Annotated in this window: 19 protein-coding genes; 11 read left to right on the top strand and 8 right to left on the bottom strand. The window is 64.5% G+C overall.

Annotated features, from left to right (window positions below; genetic code table 11):
• Nucleotides 1-97: 97 nt before the first annotated feature.
• From EN781_RS05340 to EN781_RS05330, 3 genes are read left to right on the top strand one after another with little or no spacing between them, the layout of a single operon-like run.
• A complete protein-coding gene (locus tag EN781_RS05340; protein ID WP_126054821.1) occupies nucleotides 98-802 on the top strand; it encodes an XdhC family protein in 705 nt (234 codons plus the stop codon).
• Nucleotides 799-2,409 carry a molybdopterin-binding/glycosyltransferase family 2 protein gene (locus EN781_RS05335; protein WP_126054820.1) on the top strand — a complete coding sequence of 537 codons (1,611 nt, stop codon included), beginning with the start codon at nucleotides 799-801 and terminating at the stop codon, nucleotides 2,407-2,409. The genes EN781_RS05340 and EN781_RS05335 overlap by 4 nt, the downstream gene beginning before the upstream one ends.
• Nucleotides 2,410-2,441: 32 nt before the next feature.
• On the top strand, nucleotides 2,442-3,338 hold the full coding sequence (locus tag EN781_RS05330; RefSeq protein WP_189347331.1) for an alpha/beta fold hydrolase: 897 nt from the start codon (nucleotides 2,442-2,444) through the stop codon (nucleotides 3,336-3,338).
• A gap of 18 nt (nucleotides 3,339-3,356) precedes the next feature.
• Here EN781_RS05330 and EN781_RS05325 read toward each other — a convergent pair whose 3' ends face one another.
• Complete coding sequence (locus EN781_RS05325) at nucleotides 3,357-4,394, bottom strand: DUF1176 domain-containing protein (RefSeq protein WP_126054819.1); 1,038 nt, start codon at nucleotides 4,392-4,394, stop codon at nucleotides 3,357-3,359.
• Between the two features lie 112 nt (nucleotides 4,395-4,506).
• Here EN781_RS05325 and EN781_RS05320 point away from each other — a divergent pair, with 112 nt between their 5' ends.
• Entirely contained in the window at nucleotides 4,507-5,010 is a 504-nt protein-coding gene (locus EN781_RS05320) for a DUF1993 family protein (RefSeq protein WP_126054818.1), read from the top strand.
• A 49-nt stretch (nucleotides 5,011-5,059) separates the two neighbouring features.
• Here EN781_RS05320 and EN781_RS05315 read toward each other — a convergent pair whose 3' ends face one another.
• Nucleotides 5,060-5,224 carry a hypothetical protein gene (locus tag EN781_RS05315; protein ID WP_126054817.1) on the bottom strand — a complete coding sequence of 55 codons (165 nt, stop codon included), beginning with the start codon at nucleotides 5,222-5,224 and terminating at the stop codon, nucleotides 5,060-5,062.
• 372 nt (nucleotides 5,225-5,596) lie between these two features.
• Between EN781_RS05315 and EN781_RS05310 the strand changes: the two genes are divergently transcribed.
• From EN781_RS05310 to EN781_RS05300, 3 genes are all read left to right on the top strand, one after another.
• Nucleotides 5,597-6,064, top strand: coding sequence for a hypothetical protein (locus EN781_RS05310; protein WP_126054816.1), 468 nt, complete (start codon nucleotides 5,597-5,599; stop codon nucleotides 6,062-6,064).
• Nucleotides 6,065-6,181: 117 nt separating this feature from the next.
• Nucleotides 6,182-7,249 (top strand): aldo/keto reductase, encoded by a 1,068-nt coding sequence (locus EN781_RS05305; protein WP_126054815.1) that lies wholly within the window; start codon nucleotides 6,182-6,184, stop codon nucleotides 7,247-7,249.
• 39 nt (nucleotides 7,250-7,288) lie between these two features.
• The gene (locus EN781_RS05300) at nucleotides 7,289-8,554 is read left to right on the top strand and encodes a cysteine desulfurase-like protein (RefSeq protein ID WP_126054814.1); all 1,266 of its coding nucleotides are present in this window, start codon (nucleotides 7,289-7,291) and stop codon (nucleotides 8,552-8,554) included.
• 60 nt (nucleotides 8,555-8,614) lie between these two features.
• On the opposite strand, the gene EN781_RS05295 is transcribed toward EN781_RS05300, so the two are convergent.
• The 5 genes from EN781_RS05295 to EN781_RS05275 form a co-directional block, all read right to left on the bottom strand.
• Nucleotides 8,615-9,643 (bottom strand): histone deacetylase family protein, encoded by a 1,029-nt coding sequence (locus EN781_RS05295; protein WP_126054813.1) that lies wholly within the window; start codon nucleotides 9,641-9,643, stop codon nucleotides 8,615-8,617.
• Nucleotides 9,640-10,137, bottom strand: a complete 498-nt coding sequence (locus EN781_RS05290; protein WP_245455473.1) for a GNAT family N-acetyltransferase — start codon at nucleotides 10,135-10,137, stop codon at nucleotides 9,640-9,642. Before EN781_RS05290 ends, EN781_RS05295 begins: the two co-directional genes overlap by 4 nt.
• Before the next feature lie 96 nt (nucleotides 10,138-10,233).
• Entirely contained in the window at nucleotides 10,234-11,163 is a 930-nt protein-coding gene (locus EN781_RS05285) for a 3-keto-5-aminohexanoate cleavage protein (RefSeq protein ID WP_126054811.1), read from the bottom strand.
• 14 nt (nucleotides 11,164-11,177) lie between these two features.
• The gene (locus EN781_RS05280; RefSeq protein WP_126054810.1) at nucleotides 11,178-12,560 is read right to left on the bottom strand and encodes an aspartate aminotransferase family protein; all 1,383 of its coding nucleotides are present in this window, start codon (nucleotides 12,558-12,560) and stop codon (nucleotides 11,178-11,180) included.
• A 1-nt stretch (nucleotide 12,561) separates the two neighbouring features.
• Complete coding sequence (locus tag EN781_RS05275) at nucleotides 12,562-14,199, bottom strand: N,N-dimethylformamidase beta subunit family domain-containing protein (protein WP_126054809.1); 1,638 nt, start codon at nucleotides 14,197-14,199, stop codon at nucleotides 12,562-12,564.
• 150 nt (nucleotides 14,200-14,349) lie between these two features.
• On the opposite strand from EN781_RS05275, the gene EN781_RS05270 reads away from it, so the two are divergent.
• The 4 genes from EN781_RS05270 (at nucleotide 14,350) to EN781_RS05255 (ending at nucleotide 16,699) form a co-directional block, all read left to right on the top strand.
• Complete coding sequence (locus EN781_RS05270; RefSeq protein ID WP_126054808.1) at nucleotides 14,350-14,598, top strand: ParB N-terminal domain-containing protein; 249 nt, start codon at nucleotides 14,350-14,352, stop codon at nucleotides 14,596-14,598.
• A gap of 89 nt (nucleotides 14,599-14,687) precedes the next feature.
• Nucleotides 14,688-15,641 carry an alpha/beta hydrolase gene (locus EN781_RS05265; protein WP_126054807.1) on the top strand — a complete coding sequence of 318 codons (954 nt, stop codon included), beginning with the start codon at nucleotides 14,688-14,690 and terminating at the stop codon, nucleotides 15,639-15,641.
• A 178-nt stretch (nucleotides 15,642-15,819) separates the two neighbouring features.
• Nucleotides 15,820-16,215, top strand: coding sequence for a GFA family protein (locus tag EN781_RS05260; protein WP_126054806.1), 396 nt, complete (start codon nucleotides 15,820-15,822; stop codon nucleotides 16,213-16,215).
• A gap of 271 nt (nucleotides 16,216-16,486) precedes the next feature.
• Complete coding sequence (locus EN781_RS05255) at nucleotides 16,487-16,699, top strand: hypothetical protein (protein ID WP_126054805.1); 213 nt, start codon at nucleotides 16,487-16,489, stop codon at nucleotides 16,697-16,699.
• A 55-nt stretch (nucleotides 16,700-16,754) separates the two neighbouring features.
• Here EN781_RS05255 and EN781_RS05250 read toward each other — a convergent pair whose 3' ends face one another.
• A complete protein-coding gene (locus tag EN781_RS05250) occupies nucleotides 16,755-17,666 on the bottom strand; it encodes a hypothetical protein (RefSeq protein ID WP_126054804.1) in 912 nt (303 codons plus the stop codon).
• Between the last annotated feature and the right edge of the window lie 220 nt (nucleotides 17,667-17,886).

Raw genomic sequence — 17,886 nt, 5'->3', positions numbered from 1 at the left:
GCATCAAGGTGTATGTCGAGCGGCTGGGCTAGAGCATGATCCCGCAAAGTGGGAACCGGTTTGCGGACAAGATCATGCTCCAACAAGAGACTTTTTCATGGACCCGTACGTCCTCAAGACATTGAACGAAGAGCGCCGCGCCCGCCGCGCGGCGATCCTGGTCACCGACCTCGGCGACGGCCGCGACCGCATCGTGCGCGAGGGCGATCCAGTCGCCGGCGAATTGGGCGAGGCGATCGCCAGGGCATTTCGTACCGGCAATTCCGGCTCGGTCGAGGCGGAAGGGCGCACCTTCTTCCTCAATGTGCATCTGCCGCAGCCGCGCCTGGTGGTGATCGGCGCCGTCCATATCAGCCAGGCGCTGGCGCCGATGGCCAGGATCGCCGGCTATCCCGTCGAGATCATCGACCCGCGCACCGCTTTCGCCACGCCGGAGCGCTTTCCCGATGTGGCGCTGCACGCCGAATGGCCGCAGGATGTGCTGGCGCGCCAGCCCCTCGACAGCTACACGGCGCTTGCCGCCGTCACCCACGACCCCAAGATCGACGATTTTGCATTGAAGGCAGCGCTCGACGCCAGGTGTTTCTATGTCGGCGCTCTCGGCAGCAGGAAGACGCACGCCAAGCGCGTGGAACGCCTGCTGGCGCTCGGTGCCAGCGCCGACCAGATCGCCCGCATCCATGCGCCGATCGGCCTCGATATCGGCGCGGCAAGTCCGGCCGAGATCGCCGTCGCGGTGCTGGCGCAGACCATCCACGCCTTCCGTTCGCGCGGCCTCGAAGCAAAAGGCGCCGTGGCGTGAAATTCGGTCCCGTTCCGATCGATGAGGCCGAGGGCGCGGTGCTGGCGCACGCCACAGAGGCCGGAGAGCGGCGCTTTCGCAAGGCGCACAGGCTGAGCGCCGATGACCTGTCGGTGCTGAAAGCGGCCGGCATTTCCGAGGTGGTCGCGGCCGTGCTGGCGCCCGACGATCTCGACGAGGACGCCGCGGCGGAACGGATCGCCGCCGGCATGAGCCATCGCAACGTGGAGGCCAGGCCCGCCGCGACCGGCCGGGTCAATCTCCACGCCAAGGCGGCCGGCGTCTTCACCGTCGACCGCGCGATGATCGACGCCATCAACGCCATCGATCCGACCATCACCATCGCCACGCTGGCGCAGCATGCGCCGGTCGAGAAAGGCCAGGTGGTGGCTACGGTCAAGATCATTCCCTTCGCCGTCGCCGGCAGCCTGGTCGATCGGGCGGCAAGGATCTGCACCGATGGTGAGATCTTTGCAGTCAACGCCTATCGGCCGATGCGGATCGGCGTCATCCAGACGATGCTGCCCGGCGTCAAACCGAGCGTGCTCGACAAGACGCTGCGCATCACCGAAGCGCGCCTGACGCGCTCGGGCAGCCATCTGACCGCCGAGCGCCGCACGCCGCACGAGGTCGCGCCCGTCGCGGAAGCGGCGACCTCGCTCGCCCGCGACAACGACATGGTGGTGATCTTCGGCGCCTCGGCGATGAGCGATTTCGCCGACGTCGTCCCGGCGGCGATCGAACACGCAGGGGGCAGCGTGGTCCGCGCCGGCATGCCCGTCGATCCCGGCAACCTGCTGGTGCTGGGCACGCTTGCCGGCAAACGCATCATCGGCGCGCCTGGCTGCGCCCGCAGCCCCAAGGAGAACGGCTTCGACTGGGTGCTCGACCGGCTGATCGCCGGCCTCGACGTGACGGCTGGCGATATCGCCGGCATGGGCGTCGGCGGGCTGCTGATGGAGATACCGACCCGGCCGCAGCCGCGTGAGCCGGCGACTGCGAGAGCCCGGCCGAAGGTCGAGATCGTGCTTCTGGCGGCGGGGCGCTCCAGCCGCATGGGCGGGCCGAACAAGCTGCTGGCACTGTTCGACGGCAAGCCGCTGGTGCGCCGCGCCGCCGAGAGAGCGCTGGGTTCCAGGGCGGCAAACACAATTGTCGTCACCGGCCATCAAAGAGAGCGGGTGCGCGGCGCGCTTTCCGGCCTCGATGTGATCCTGGCCGACAATCCCGATTTCGCCGACGGCCTGTCCTCGTCTCTCAAGGCGGGCATCGCCAGGGTTTCGGCCGAGGCCGCCGGCGCCATGATCGTCCTTGGCGACATGCCCGGCGTGTCCTCCGCCGATCTCGACCGGCTGATCGAAGCCTTCCGCAGATCCGGCGGCCGCTCGGTGGTGCGTGCCGCCCACGACGGCCGGCGCGGCAACCCGGTCCTGCTGCCTCGTTCGTTGTTTGGGGCCATCGCCCACCTCGAAGGCGACACCGGCGCGCGCCACCTGGTCGAAGCCGGGGGGCTTGATGTCGTCGATGTCGAGATCGGCAAGGCGGCCTCGGTCGATGTCGACACGCGCGAGGCGGTGGAAGGCGCCGGCGGTGTGCTGCAGGATTGACAAAGCGCGGCTGAAAAACGCATGCCTGCGGCATGGCCAATCGCTTTCAAGTCTCCCGCACCCTGTTAACCGCGATCGCTCTTTCGCTGTCCGCCGTTGATGCCGGCGCTCTCGAGCTAAAACCCTACAAGGACGATCTGTTCGCCTATCCGGCGACGCTGTCGTCCGGCGACAATGGCGCCTACACCGTCATCGACTATCGCGAGATGCGCGACATCAACCAGCGCGACGAGGTGCCGGAAAAGCGCGTCCATGGCGAATATACCGACACCGGCGTGCGCAAGCTGCAGCAGGACCTGTTGCTGAAGACCGACGCCGGCGATGTCAGGCATGTCGCCGTCGGCAAGACCGAGGGCGCCGGCATCATCGTGCTCTACCTGCACGGGCAGGGTGGCAGCCGAAAGCAAGGTGTCGACGACTTTACCTTCGGCGGCAATTTCAACCGCCTCAAGAATCTGATGGCCGCCAATGGCGGCCTCTATCTGTCGCCGGACTTCCCCGATTTCGGCGACAAGGGCGCCGCCCAGGTTGCGGCGCTGATCGATCACTACGCCGAGAAGTCCCCGGGCGCGAAGGTCTTCGTCGCCTGCGGCTCGATGGGCGGATCGCTGTGCTGGAAGCTTGCCGCGCGCAACGACACCGGACGACGCATCGACGGGCTGCTGCTGCTCGGTTCGCTGTGGGACGAGAGCTTTCTCGCCAGTCCAGCCTTCAGGCGCCATGTGCCCGTCTTCTTCGGTCAGGGCAGCAAGGACCCGGTATTTCCCGTGGAAAAGCAGGAAGCCTTCTTCCGCTCCATCATCGCCAGATCGAAAGCCTATCCGTATCCGACCCGCTTCGTCCGCTTCGAGACCGGCACCCATGGCACGCCGATCCGCATGACCGACTGGCGCGGCACGCTCAACTGGATGCTGTCCAAGGCGCCGTGACGTGATACCGGGATTGCCTCAGGGCGCGGTGTTGTAGTCGACCACGGTCTGCGGGTTCTGCTCGCCGTCGTATGATGCATCGACGTCGTACTGGACGAGGGAAAAATCACCGTTGCGGAACAGGTAGGTTCCCGACGACGAGGCATCGCCGACGCCGCGCCACTTGTTGAAGGTGGTGATGGTCTGGGTGGCGTCGTCATAGGTGGAGTTGACGGCCCAGCCTGTCGCCTGGAAGCCGACGACGTGCAGGCTCTCCACCTTGCCGTCGCTGTCGTTGTTCACGTAGCGGATGTCCATTTCGGGCTCGGCGAACTGCAACTGCCTAACGCCCGAGACGTCGTCGTAGATGTAGTAGATAGAGCTTTCATTGTAGGCGGCGGCCGAGCAGGCGAAATGGGCGAGCCGCGTTTCCCGCTCGGGGTCGCCTTCGGCAGCGCTCTTGTCCTTGTATTTGATCGAAAACAGCTCGGGCTCCTGCTCGAACAGCTCCTTGTCGCACTGGCCGGCATAGGTGGCGGCGAACGCCTTCTTCGCCTGCTCCAGCGCCTCGTCCTTCTTCGGCGGCGGCGGGCCGTCGCCGCAGCTTGCCGGCACGGCCTCTTCGAAATCGGCGGTCGACGGCTTCAGCGCGCCCTTGTCGATGAAGATCGGCTGGAACGGCGGTTCCTGGATCTGGCCGTTGACCTGGCGCAGCGTATAGCAGCCGGCAAAGACCTTGGCCTCGCCCTTCTTGTCGGTCGCCTGGATGGCGACCGGGACATTGTAGTAGATGCTGCCGGCCGCACCCTCGTCGGATACCGCGCCCGTCTTCACCTCGACCGTATCGGTGCCGTCATAGCCTTTGACGAACGCGTCGAAATCCTTTGCCGGCTTGGTATCGCCATAGTAGCCCCAGGCGCGGGCGAATTCATGCCGGTTGATGGCGCTGTAGAGCGAACGGATGACTGAAGCGGCATCCGAGCGGTCGTCGATGTAGGGTGGGTCGGCGGCGAGCGCCTGCTGGCCCGCCATGGCGATAGCGAAAAAAGTGGTCGCTGCAAGAAACGCGCGTCTCATCGGGATCCTCCACTCGAGGGAAACCTAGCATGGTGATTGCGGCGGCGCGGTGACGCTTGAAGAATCGCCTGTGGAAGCGCTAGCTCCCGTCGCTCGACTAGGAGAAAGCAACATGACGATTTCGATGTATGACGCCTCGGTGCCGGTGTTTTCGGCCAGGCTGAAATCACTCTCCAAGGTGCTGTCGCTGGCCGAACAGAACGCAGCCGATCGCAAGATCGACCCGCAGGTGTTTCTGACCGCGCGGCTGGCCCCCGACATGTTCGCGCTGACCAGGCAGGTGCAGATCGCCACCGATCACGCCAAGGGCGCGCCGTCGCGGCTCGCCGGCCGCGAAGTGCCGAAATACGAGGACAATGAGGCGAGTTTCGCCGACCTGCAGGTCCGCATCGCCAAGACGGTCGATCATCTGGCGACGTTTTCGGCAGCCGACCTCGATGGCTCGGCGGAGCGGACGATCGAACTCAGGCTGACCGGGCGCGAGATCTCGATGCCGGGCTCGCAATACCTGCTCTACGCCGCAATGCCCAACTTCTATTTCCACGTGACCACGGCCTACGACATCCTGCGGCACAATGGCGTGCCGCTCGGCAAGGCGGTTTTCCTTGGACGTTGAAAGTTTTGAGGTTTCCCGGTGCTGCCGGGAAACCTCTTGCTGGACAGACTCAGCGCGTGGACATTTCGCGCGCGATGCGCGGGAAATCGGCTGGCTTGATGCCGATGTCGGCGCGGTCGGCATTGCTCATTGAATGCAGCAGCGCCAAGGCTGCGCGGTAGCGCTGATGGTCCTGCGGCCGCGGCCGCGCGAACATTTCGGTGAAGAACCCCATGATCCATGGCCCCTAGTTGGTCCTCCCGACTCAAACATATAGGGCGAATGTTAAAATTGTGCAGTGCAGCAATTGCATGGCAGCCATGCCCGGACGATTCTTTCGTCACAATCGATTTTTTTGAAACTTTTACGGTCTGTCGAACGTAGGCGTGGTGCCGGCACGTTGCCGGCTTTTTCCTCGCCACTCCTGGCGACCTTGCCGGGCTGCATGAATGCAGTCCGGCTTTTTTGCTATGCGAACGGCTAAACTGGATAACGTCGAAGGCATTCATTTTTAACGAGCAAGCTCTATGGTGCGACCGTCTCACATATGTGCTTGACGAGACGGGAGGCTGACATCGGCACCGGAGCCAAGCGGGATTTCGCGTCCTTGCTCGACGATCTCTTCGTTGCCTCCGACAAGGTCGAGGCGGGCGAGGAGGCGGCGGCGCGGCCGACCATTCCGTTCGACTATCTCTCGGTGGCCGATGAGCTCCATTCCGGCCGCATCAAGGTTTCCGGCGAGACATTCGCGGCCGAATATCGTGAAGCCGGCGCCGACCTCGCCGCCGAGTTCGCCGCTCTGCTCGATCAGGCGAAGCTGGCGCTGGCCGGCGAGCAGGCAAGGCCGGAGGAAAAACTGCCGCCGATCGACCCCGACGCGATCGCTGCCGAACTTGGCCTCGATCATCCGGTGAAGAGCGCTGACCTTGGCCGCATGCGGCGCAGTTTCGCTTTCGCCAACCACCCGGACCGCGTTGCCCCGCATCTGCGCCAGCGCGCCATGATCCGCATGCAGGTGGCCAACATGCTGATCGATGAAGCGAAGCGGCGCGCCATGGCCGGAGCCCGGCCCTAGCCCTTAAGAGTTCACGCAAAAGTCGTCTGGACCGGGTTGGAGAACACCCGCGCTTTGCAGTATGCTCGGGCTTCCTCCCCGCGCCGTCGCGCAAAGTTCCCCGCCGGAGAAACCCCCATGCACAAACGCCGTCTCGGTCGGACCGATCTTCTTGTGTCGCAGATCTGCCTGGGCTCAATGACCTGGGGCCAGCAGAACACCGAGGCCGAAGGCCATGCGCAGATGGACCTGGCCTTTGAGCGCGGCGTCAATTTCATCGATACGGCCGAGCTGTACCCGATCCCGCCCAAGGCGGAGACGCAGGGGCGGACCGAAAAGATCATCGGCAGCTGGATGAAGGCCAACGGCAATCGCGACAAGGTGATCATCGCCTCGAAGGTTGTCGGCCGCACCGGCAACACCTGGTTTCGCGGCGACCGCCCGTCCAAGCTCGCGCGCGCCGATATTTTCGATGCGGTCGAGAAGTCGCTGACCAAGCTCGGCACCGACTACATCGATCTCTACCAGATCCATTGGCCGGAACGGGATATTCCGTGGGGCGCCAACCCGACCCGCGTCGGCGCCGTGGCGCGACGGGCCGACACCGAAGGCGCTCCATCAGGCGAGACACCGATCGCCGAGACGCTTGGCGTGTTCGACGAGCTGGTGAAGGCCGGGAAGATCCGACATTTCGGCTTGTCGAATGAGAGTTCCTGGGGCGTCATGCGCTACCTTGCCGAAGCCTACAGGGGCATCGGCCCGCGGCCCGTGTCACTGCAGAACGCCTATAACCTCGTCAACCGCACCTTCGAGGTGAACCTGGCCGAGGTTTGCCAGCGCGAGGAGATTGCTTTCCTTCCCTATTCGCCGCTGGCGCAAGGCTATCTAACCGGCAAATACGATCACGGCGCGCGCCCGCAAGGCTCGCGCTCGCAGCTCTTCAACCGCGGCCAGCGCTACGAGACGCCGAATGCGGCGCAAGTCCTGCTCGAATACAACACCTTGGCGCGCTCCTTCGGCATGGAGCCGGCGATGTTCGCCAATGCCTATGTCTCGAGCAGGCCCTTTGTCACCTCCAACATCATCGGCGCGACGGCCATCTGGCAGCTGGAAATGGCGCTGTCCTCGGTCGAGGTCAGATGGACCGAGGAGATGCAGAAGGCGGTCGATGCGGTTCATCAGCGCGTCGGCAATCCGTGTCCTTGATCAGAATTGTCCAACGATAACAAAAGGGAGGGGACAGCAATGAATTTTCCAATCGAAACCGTGCGGGGAAGATTTCCGGCGCTGTCGCTGACCGACAAGGGCCGCCGTCGCATCTATCTCGATAACCCGGCCGGCACCCAGGTGCCGCAAGCGGTGGCGGACGCGGTGTCGCGATGCCTGCTCACCACCAACGCAAATCTCGGCGGCTTTTTCGAAACGACGGTCGCCGCGCAGACGGTGGTCGACGACGCGCATGCGGCGATGGCCGATTTCCTCGGTGCCGCGAGCCCAGAAGAAATCATCGTCGGCGCCAACATGACGACGCTGACCTATCACATGTCGCGCACGCTCGGCCGCGCCATGAAGCCCGGCGACGAGATCATCGTCACGCGCATGGACCATGAGGGCAATGTCTCGCCCTGGCTGCAGCTTGCCGAGGACCTTGGCCTCGTCGTGCGCCTCCTGCCGTTCGACGAGAAAAGCTGGCTGCTTGAGGAGGCGGCATTGCGCGCGCTGCTTTCGGAAAGGACGCGGCTCGTTGCGCTCAACTATGCCTCGAACCTCACCGGCTCGATCAACCGGGTGAAGGCGCTGACGGCCGTAGCCAAGCAGGCAGGCGCGCTGGTCTATGTCGATGCCGTGCAGTTCGCGCCGCACGGCCTGGTCGACGTGCAGGGGCTCGGCTGCGATTTCCTGGTGTGCTCGGCCTACAAATTCTTCGGCCCGCACATCGGCATCCTGTGGGGACGACGCGACCTCATTGACACGCTCAAGCCCTACAAATGCCGCTGCTCGTCAAACGGCCTGCCGGAACGCTTCGAGCTCGGCACGCCGCAGATCGAGCTGATGGCCGGTCTCACCGCCGCTGTCGACTATTTCGCCGATCTCGGTGCGGCGGCCGGCGAGGGCGGCGCGCGGCGGCAACGGATCGCCAGGGCGTTCGAAGTGTCGATCGCCCACGAAAACACGCTGGCGCAGAAACTGATCGACGGCCTGTCCGGTATTTCCGGCCTGGCCATCCACGGCATCACCGATCCGGGCCGGATCGGCGAACGCGTGCCGACCGTGTCGTTCACCGTAGAGGGCATCGTGCCGGAGACGATCGTGCGGCAGATGAATGCCGAAGGTATCTTCCTATGGTCAGGCCACAACTACGCCTGGGAGATCGTCCATCAGCTCGGCATTCCGGCCGGCGAGGGCGTCGTGCGCATCGGCATCGCCCATTACAACACGGCGGACGAGATCGACGAGACGCTGGAAAGCGTGCGCCGGGTCGTGGCCATGCTGAGGCAGCAGCGAGCCTGAGCCACGTTGCTTTCACGCAATTCCGGACGGAAAACCGCTACGCACTTTTCCTGGAATTGCTCATCGCTGCTTGCCGCCGAAGCCGGTCAGGAAAGCAGTGAGATTGTCGCTGAGCGCGTCGCACAGATAGCCGCCCTCCTGGACGATCACCGTCGGCAGGCCGAGCCCGACAATGGCCTCGCCGATGCGCGAGAAGCCGGGCGTTGTGACGGAAAGGCCAGCGAACGGATCGCCCTCGAAAGCATCGAGCCCGAGCGCCACGACAAGCGCCTCCGGCGCGAAGGCGCGGATGCGCCGGAAGGCGGTCGCGAGCGCTTCGAGGAACGCAGCGTCGCCGGATTTGCGCGGCAGCGGCAGGTTGAGATTGTAGCCGAGGCCGGCGCCTTCGCCGCGCTCATCCGCATACCCCCAGAAGAACGGATAGAAGCGCACCGGATCGGCATGCAACGAGACGGTGAGCACATCCGGCCGGGCGTAGAAAATGCCCTGCGTGCCGTTGCCATGATGCAAGTCGACATCGAGGATCGCCACACGCGCCGCGTTTCTTCGCAGCACCTGCGCAGCGACCGCCGAATTGTTGATGAAGCAGAATCCGCCGGCGACGTCGGCAAAGGCATGGTGGCCGGGCGGACGGCAGAGCGCGTAGGCCGAAGACGCGCCCGCCATCACCGCTTCGGCCGCCTCAACGGCGCTCCAGGCGCTCCACAGCGAGCTGTTCCAGGTTTCGTCCGAGATCGGGCAGGCGGTATCCGCCATATGGTAGCCGGCCTGGCCAACGGCAGATGCGGGATAGGAACCGCCACGGGCGATCGGATGGATGTTGGGGATGACTTCCGCCGAGGCGCCTTCGATACGCTGCCAGCGCTCGAAAATATGCTCAAGGAAGTCGAGATATTCGGGCGTGTGCACCGCCGCGACCGGAGCCAGCCCATGGTTCCGCGGCCGTTCGATCGTCGAGCCGGCGGCTTTCGCGCCGGCCAGCAACCTCTCGATGCGCTCCGCCTTTTCCGGATTCGGCTGCTGGGCGCCGCTGGAGAGAAAAGCCTTGGGATCGTGGCGCTTCTGTTCCTCGGCATAATAGGTTTTCATGCATTGTCCTCTGGTGCATCCGCAAAGGCGAAGAACGCCTCGCCAGCGATTTTCTGCGCCTGTTCGTAGCTCGACCAGCCAATGCCCAGCCTTTCATAAAAGGCCTTGGCGGTTTCGTTGTCGGTGTCGACGGAGAGCCGGAGATAGACGCCGCCTTCAGCGCGACATTCCTTCGCCACGCGCCGCAGCAGTTTTTCGCCGATCCGGCGGCCGCGAAAGCGGTCCTCGACATAGAGGTCCTGAACATAGACGCCAGGCCGGCCCATCCAGGTCGAGAAGATCGGAAAGTGCAGGCAGAGCCCCGCGAACTCGCCGTCCACCTCGGCGATCAGGGCGGAGAAGGCCGGCTTTTCGCCGAAGCCGTAGCGGCGAAGGTCATCCGCTGTCGAGGTGATCTGCTGATGCGCGCCGATATGGGCGCTCATCCGCAGCAGCGCGGCATGGATGGTTTCGGCGTCGTCGATACGGCCGAGCCTGATGTTGACTGTACTCACGACAGGCAAGGCGCCAAGGCACCCTCCTTGAGGGGGAGATGGCCGGCAGGCCAGAGGGGGGTAGGACTGGGCGCTATCATCTCACCCCACCGCACTTCAAAACGCCACCCGGTCGCCGCCCTTCAGTGCCAGCATCTCGCGCGCTTCCGCGGGCGTCGCGACCTCCAGCGACAGGCCATCCAGCACCGAGCGGATGCGCCGCACCTGATCGGCGTTCGACTTGGCCAACTGCCGCCCATCGTAGAGGCTGTCCTCCAGCCCGACGCGGACATTGCCGCCCATGGCGGCGGCGATCGAGATCAGCGGCATCTGGTGGCGGCCGGCGGCGAGAACCGAGAATTGGTAGCTGTCGCCGAACAATTTGTCGGCGATGCGCTTCATGTGGATGAGATTGTCGGGATCGGGGCCGATGCCGCCTAAAATGCCGAGCACAAACTGGAGGAACAGCGGCCCCGACACCAGCTCGCGATCGCGCAAATGCGCCAGCGAATAGAGGTGGCCGACATCGTAGCATTCGAACTCGAAGCGCGTGCCGCAGCCCTTGCCGAGCTTTTCCAGCACCGTCTCCATGTCGGCGAACGTGTTCCTGAAGATCGTGTCGCGCGTGGCTTCGAGCAGCTTCGGCTCCCACTCGTGCTGCCACTCTCGCGGCTTGTCGAGCATCGGGAACAGCGCGAAATTCATCGAGCCCATGTTGAGCGAGCACATTTCGGGCTCGGCCCGGAGCGGTGCGGCGAGCCGCTGGTCGAGCGTCATCAATGAGGAGCCGCCGGTGGTGATGTTGATCACCGCATCCGTCGCCTGCTTGATGCGCGGCAGAAATTGCATGAACACATCCGGGTCGGCCGTCGGCCGTCCATCCCTCGGATCGCGGGCGTGCAGATGCAGGATCGAGGCGCCGGCTTCGGCGGCGGCGATTGCGTCTGCGGCAATCTGGTCTGGTGTGACGGGCAGATAGGGCGACATGGACGGCGTATGCACCGAGCCGGTGACCGCGCAGGTGATGATGACTTTTCTCGTCGCCATCTTGTTCTACCCCTTCAGGTTTCGACCGGCAGGTCGAGTTCGGCGGCGAGCGCTGCCAGCGAGTCGCCGATGATGGCGATCATCTCGCCGATCTGCTCGCGCGTGATGATCATCGGCGGCGCGACCATGAAATTGTCGCCGTCGACGCCGCCCTTGACCTTGCGGCCGTAGATGATGAGGCCGCGTTCATAGGCGAGGTCGAGCAGGCGCTGCGTCGCCTTCTTGCCCGGCGCGATCGGCGTCAGCGTCTCCGGATCGGCAACCATCTCGGCGCCGAGCAGCAGACCCTTGCCGCGCACGTCGGCGATGAAGGGAAAGCGCTTTTGCAACGCCCTCAGTTCGCCGATCAGCACGTCGCCCATCGCGGCGGCGTTCGCGATAAGGTCGAGACGATCCATCTCGCCGAGCACTGCGAGTCCGGCGGCGCAGGCGAGCGGATTGCCGGCATAGGTGTGGCCGTGCTGGAAGCCGCCGGCGGCAAGCAGCGGCTCGACCAGCCGCTTCGGTGCTGCCAGCGCGCCGAGCGGCGCGTAGCCCGAGCCCAGCCCCTTCGACAGCGCGACCAGGTCCGGCCTGCAGTTCCAGTGGTCGCCGCCGAGGAATTTGCCGGTGCGGCCGGCGCCGCTCATCACCTCGTCATGGATCAGAAGGATGCCGTAGCGGTCGCAGATATCGCGGATGCGCGGATAATAGCTGTCGGGCGCGACTAGCGCAGCCGTCGCTGCCCCGCCGACCGGTTCCATGATGAAGGCCAGCACATTCTCCGGGCCTTCCGTCTGGATCTTTTCCTCCAGCATGTCGGCATAGCGAATGCCACGCTGTTCCATCGAAAGATTGTCGCGGTCGCGCCACGCCGTCGGTGCCGGCACGGTCGGCATCGCCCGCATCATCGGCTTGAAGGTTTCGGCCAGGGAATCATCGCCGGTGACCGCGAGCGAGCCAAGCGTGCCGCCATGATAAGAGGGGAAGCGTGCGATCACCTTCCAGCGCTTGGGCTGGCCAGTGGCGACCGCCCATTGCCGGGCGAGCTTGATGCAGGATTCCGTTGCTTCTGAGCCGCCGGAGACGAAGAAAATACGGTCCATTCCCTCGGGAAGTCTTCGCGCCAACTCCCGTGCGAACTCCTCGGCCGGCTCGTTCTCGAAATGCAGCCGGTAGGCGAAGGTGGTCTTGTCCATCTGCCGCTTCATGGCGTCGAGCACATTGCGGTTGGAATGGCCGATATTGGCGACCATCGGCCCGCTTGATCCGTCTATGAAGCGGCGGCCGTCCTTGGTCCAGAAATAGATGCCTTCGGCGCGATCGACGAGCGGCCGGCGCAGGCTGGACAGATAGAACAGATGCGACCGCGGCCGCGCTTCGGCGTCAGGGGCAGGCTGGACTTGCGGTTTCGGCATGTCAGGACTTTCCGAGATAGCGATCGAGAACATTTTTCGTCACGCGCTCGACCATCGCGTCCTGCCTTAGCAGGCCGGCGACCCATTCGCAGCTTCCGGCATGGAACACCTCGCCCTTGCCGCGCGGAAAATTGACGATCATGCCATTGCCGCGCTTGACCTTGTCGAGGTTGGCGTCGCTTGCCTCGCCGAACAGCGTCTCGGCGGTGAAGCGGCCATCCTCATCGGTGAGGAACTGATCCTCGATCGCAATGTCGGCGCTTTCCTCGACCTGGCTCGCCATGCCGACGGCCAGCACCTGAAGGCCGTCCGGCGCGTCGCTGGTCGCCGTCGGGTAGGGCAGGCCGCCCCGGATCTCGAAATCGAGGCCGTCGACCTCGTAGCCATAGACATGGCTGTCGGCGCCGAGCAGGTCGCCATAGTAGATGCCGGTGCCGGCGAAGGCCCAGTGCTCGGGGCGGTAGACGGGGAAGCCGCGCACGCCGCGCGGCGCGCAGCCGCCCCAGCCGGCATAGACGCCCCTGGTGGCATTGAGGCCGAAGGTTGCAGAACCCGGCCGGCCGATCTCCGGCGCTTCCCAGGAATTGGTGGCGCGGGTGACGTCGCCGCGATAGGCGGGATCCTCGGCCCGCGCCCGGTATTTGTAGCAGACCTGCCGGCGGCCTTCGTCCTCCAGCCTAGTCTGCCACATGAAATTGCCAGCAAAGCGCGCCGCGTGGCCGCCACGCTCGACAAAGGCGTCAACCGCATCGCGCATCTCCCAGGTCCAGTATTCGTCATGGCCGACGAAGACGACGCAGTCATAGCCGTCGAGGATGTCGGGCGAAAAATGCAGCTCGTGCTGGCTGGTAAGGTCGACCGCGTAGCCGGCGCGCTCGGCGAAACGGAAGAAATGGCTGTCGTAGCTCGCCCAGCCTGAGGAGGCGTATTTCTTCGAATGGCCGGTGGCGAAAGCCCATTCCATGTGCGGATATCGCGGCACGGTCTTCGGCGGCACCGCGACCTCCAGCGGCACGCGCGGCGCCTCCTTCGGCAGCACGACGAAGCCGCGGCACCAGGGACGCTGCGTCGACACCATCGTCGCATATTGGTCCCGGTTCGGGCCGGTGATGCCCTGATAGTGGTTGGAGCCGCCCCAGGTGTTGTAGGCGAGCCAGGTCCCTGTCGCCGCGACCTGCAGCAGACGGCCGGGTTTCCTGCCGGGCAGGGGCGTGACGATGAAGAGGTGATGGCTTTGGATCGGCGTGCCGTTGCGGCCCTCGGCGGTGAGCGTGACGCGATAAGCGCCGGACGGCCAGTCGTCGCCGACGCGGAACTCGAAAGAGGCGTCCCAGCCGCAGCCTTCGACCGAACATTGGTCGGGCGTCTCCTGCCAGCGCGCCGCGATGCCGGCTTTCTCGAAGACCTGTGTTTCGGCGGCGCCGTCGCGAACAATCTTCATGCCGAATTGTGGCGCCGTCGCGCTGACATGCAACGCCACCGTTTCGCCGGGGCGGTACGAAAAACGGTCGCTGTAGCACCAGATCTCGCCGCGCGCACCGTCCATGCCGGGCCATTCGTAATAATGGCCGCGCACCGCCTCGCGACGCTGCTCGGGCGTCAGCCCGAAATCGGGGAATTCGGTCGGCAGTCGCGTCAATGAACACCTGAAACCAACAGGCCGCCATTGAGACCATTGGCCGGCCAAGCGTCAAATGGAAACGATCGGGCCAGCAAGTGCTTGCCCTTGGCCATATCCGGCAAACAGACTATCTCATGTCGGGGTGACATTTCAGCGCCGGGAGCCAGGATGCTGCGCGTGCAAAAGGTCAAGGTCGACGACATCTACGTGCCCGCCGCGCGGCGTAAGACGCTGCATCCGGAAACGGTCCGCCATCTGGCCGAGGACATTCTCGAAAACGGTATGAAAATGCCGATCCAGGTCCGCCACGACGGCAAGCGCCACATTCTGGTTGAAGGCCTGCACCGGCTGGAAGCCGCCAAATGGCTGGGCGAGACCGAGATCGACGCCTATCTGGTGCAGGCCAAGCGCCACTGACCAATTTCGCATCTGCTGCAAATTTTCTCGCGGCCATGTCGGCTTGCGCTCTGCCGTCGCGTCCTTGGGGCACAACTGGAGGAGACCAAATGCCCAAGACCCTGTTTTTCGCCCTGCTCGCTTCGGCCGTGGCCCTGATTGCCGCGCCAAATGCACAATCCGAGGAGACAAAGCCTGCCATGACCGCTGCCACCAAAGCCGCTGCGAAGCCGGAGAAATCCGGCCTGCTGCCGATCGACGGCCTGAATTACTACTACGCCATCTACGGCAAGGGCGAGCCGCTGCTGCTGCTGCATGGCGGCCTCGGCTCCACCGACATGTTCGCGCCGGTCCTGCCGCAATTCGCCGCGCATCGCACCGTGATCGCCGTCGATCTGCAGGGCCATGGCCGCACGGCGCTTGGCGAGCGGCCGTTCAGCGTCGAAGCGATGGGCAACGACATGGCGGCGATCGTCAAGGCGCTTGGCTACGACCGGGTCGACGTCATGGGCTATTCGCTGGGCGGCGGCGTCGCCTTCCGCATGGCTGTCCAGCACCCGGAGGCGGTGCGCCGGCTGGTGATGGTGTCGACGGGCTATGCCACCAACGGCTTCTACGACGAGATGCGCCCGCAGCAGGCGCAGGTGAGCGCGGCGGCGGCCCCGTTCATGAAGGATACGCCGATGTACAAATCCTACGTCGCCGTGGCGCCGCATCCGGACGATTTCCCTAGGCTGCTCGATACGCTCGGCGCCTTCATGCGCAACGAGCGCGACTTCTCGGCCGATGTGCCGAAGCTGAAAATGCCGGTCATGCTCGTCTATGGCGACAGCGACATGTACAAGCCCGAGCACGAGATCAAGTTCTTCCAGATGCTCGGCGGTGGCCAGAAGGATGCCGGCTGGATGCGCGAGAACCTGTCGCAGAACCGGCTGGCGATCATCCCCAACCGCACCCACTACGACATCTTTTTCGCGCCGGAACTGCCCGGCACCGCACTGCCCTTCCTCGACGGCGTGACCAAGGTGAAGAGCTGGGACGAGATGCTCGGCGCAACCGAATAGCGGGTCGGCAATCTCATTCGGCCGTCTCCCTGGAGGCGGCCGCGTGCTTTTGGACGCGCTGCCATCTCTGCCGGTCGCATCATCGCAACCGATGGCTTCCCATAAAAGCTTTTCAATTGACGCAGCTCCCCGCCCGGCTACGGTTCCGGCATTCTTCCCGAGCGAACGGATACCGGCGATGACGAAATATCAGGGCGGCTGCCTGTGCGGAGCGGTGCGCTACCGCGCCGAGGTGGCGCCGATCAACGAACGCGTCTGCCATTGCCGGATCTGCCAGAAGGCGATCGGCGCGGCGTTCAACGCGCGGCTGCTGTTTCGCATCGACGACGTGACCGTCGAGGGCGAGGTGGCGACGGTCAACTCCTCGCCGGACCTCAAGCGCGGCTTTTGCGCGGCCTGCGGTGCGACGCTGTTTTCCAGGCGCGATTCCAGAGGTATTCTTGGCATCACCTCCGGCTCGCTCGACGATCCTTCCCAGTTCAAGCCCGACATGCATTTCTGGACGGCCTCGAAGCAGCCCTGGGTGCGGTTGGACGACGGCCTGCCGCAATATGAGGGCCTGCCACCCGGGTAGAGTTTTACCTTCACCCCTTGTGGGAGAAGGTGGCCGAGCGAATCTCGGTCGGATGAGGGGTGTTCCAGAAGACGCCGACGTCTCATCCTTCCTGCACCCCTCAACCGTCTCGGCGCTGCGCGCCGATCCACCTTGTCCCTGGTGGGAGAAGGGGAAGCGCCTGCACAAAAATTTCATCTTCGATTCACGACATAGCCGGCAAAGCGTCATTGGCGGGCCATCATTGGCTGCCTATCTATCGTGCGCGGGCCGGCATTCGAGGAGGAGACGGATGAGCGAGAGCATCAACACCCTGGACGAGCTTTTGAACGACCCGATGGTCCGACTCGTGATGGAGCGCGACCGCGTGCAGCCAGCCGAGCTTCGCACCCTGCTCGAGAGGGCTCGCGGCAGCGCGGCTGACGACATGCGCGCCGGCCAGCCGATGGTGCCGCCGGCCCACATGGTCGCCAAGAACTGCTTCCGGCAATGGCTGCGGGTCTAAAGCAATTCCAGCAAGAGTGTGAAGCGGTCTTCCGTCCGGAAACAAGCCTAGCTGCTTAATTCGAGGCAGCCGGCAAATAGCTGTAATGGCTGCGGAAATATGCGATCCGGAAGCCAAGGCGGGCATAGTTGCGATAGGCGGGTCCGTCGCGCTCCTCATGCGGCGCCTCGATGTCGGCGACGAACAGTTTCGCGCCGGCCGCCAGGCCATCGCGGACCAGCGCTTCGCCAAGCACTGCGTCGAGATCGAAGCTCGGCGCCATGATGCCGGGCACCGGCGCGTCGATGCCGCTCCAGGCCGCGCCGTCGGCGCCGATGAACAGCGAGCGCACCGCCGCCACCGCGCCGTCCCGCTTCAGCATGTAATGATGCCAGCCGTTGCGGCCGACCAGCGCCAGCAGCCAGGGTGAAGTCGGCAGCCTGTACTGGCGATCGATGAAGCCGGCCCATTCGGCAGCCGTTGCTTGCGTCACCCGATCGACCGAGAGCCCATCGGCCGGGAACAGCGGTTCGGGCGGCAGCGGTGTTGCCTCGCGATAGATCCGCTCCCAGCCGCCCTGGCGCTGCAGGCCGCGCGCTTCGAGCCAGCATCTGAGCCGGGAAGGTTCGGTGTGCGGATTGACGTAGAACCAGGGCCGCGAAATGGCGGCAGCGCGGTAATGCGCCAGCAGCGTGTCGAGCTGGCTTTCGGTGGCCGGGCTGTCGACGCCGAGATTCTTCACGCAGTTGAAATGGATGAACGGGATGGTCGTGCAGGTGGTCCAGGCGAGGTCGCCTTCTGCGGCTATCGAAAGCCCTTGCCGCGCGGCGAAATCGGCCGGCGCCGCGGCGTAGAGGTCGAGCCAGGCATTGACCTCGGCGCGCTCGATGGCGCGGCTGAAGTCGCCCGACACGTCTTCGATCGCGATGGCCGGCGGATGCGGCACCGGCACTATTACGGGTTCCAGTTCTGACAGGGCGGATGACATGGCTTCCCCTCCCGAAATTCCTAGCCTTACAATGTAAGATTAGTGGAGGATAATATTATGGCGGAGCTTGTCAAGCGAGATATGGAGCACCGGCAGCCTGCCGTCGGAGCCGCCATTTTATCCCTAACAACTTGATTCAACATTTATTGGCAATTTCTCGTTAGGAATCGTGTCTGCCGGCGGCAAATCCGCCTTCGGCCTGTTTTGTTTCGTGTACAGG

Origin of the sequence: Mesorhizobium sp. M4A.F.Ca.ET.090.04.2.1 (genome assembly GCF_003999085.1) — a bacterium.
Lineage (GTDB): Bacteria > Pseudomonadota > Alphaproteobacteria > Rhizobiales > Rhizobiaceae > Mesorhizobium.
This window is presented reverse-complemented; position numbering and strand designations above follow the sequence as displayed.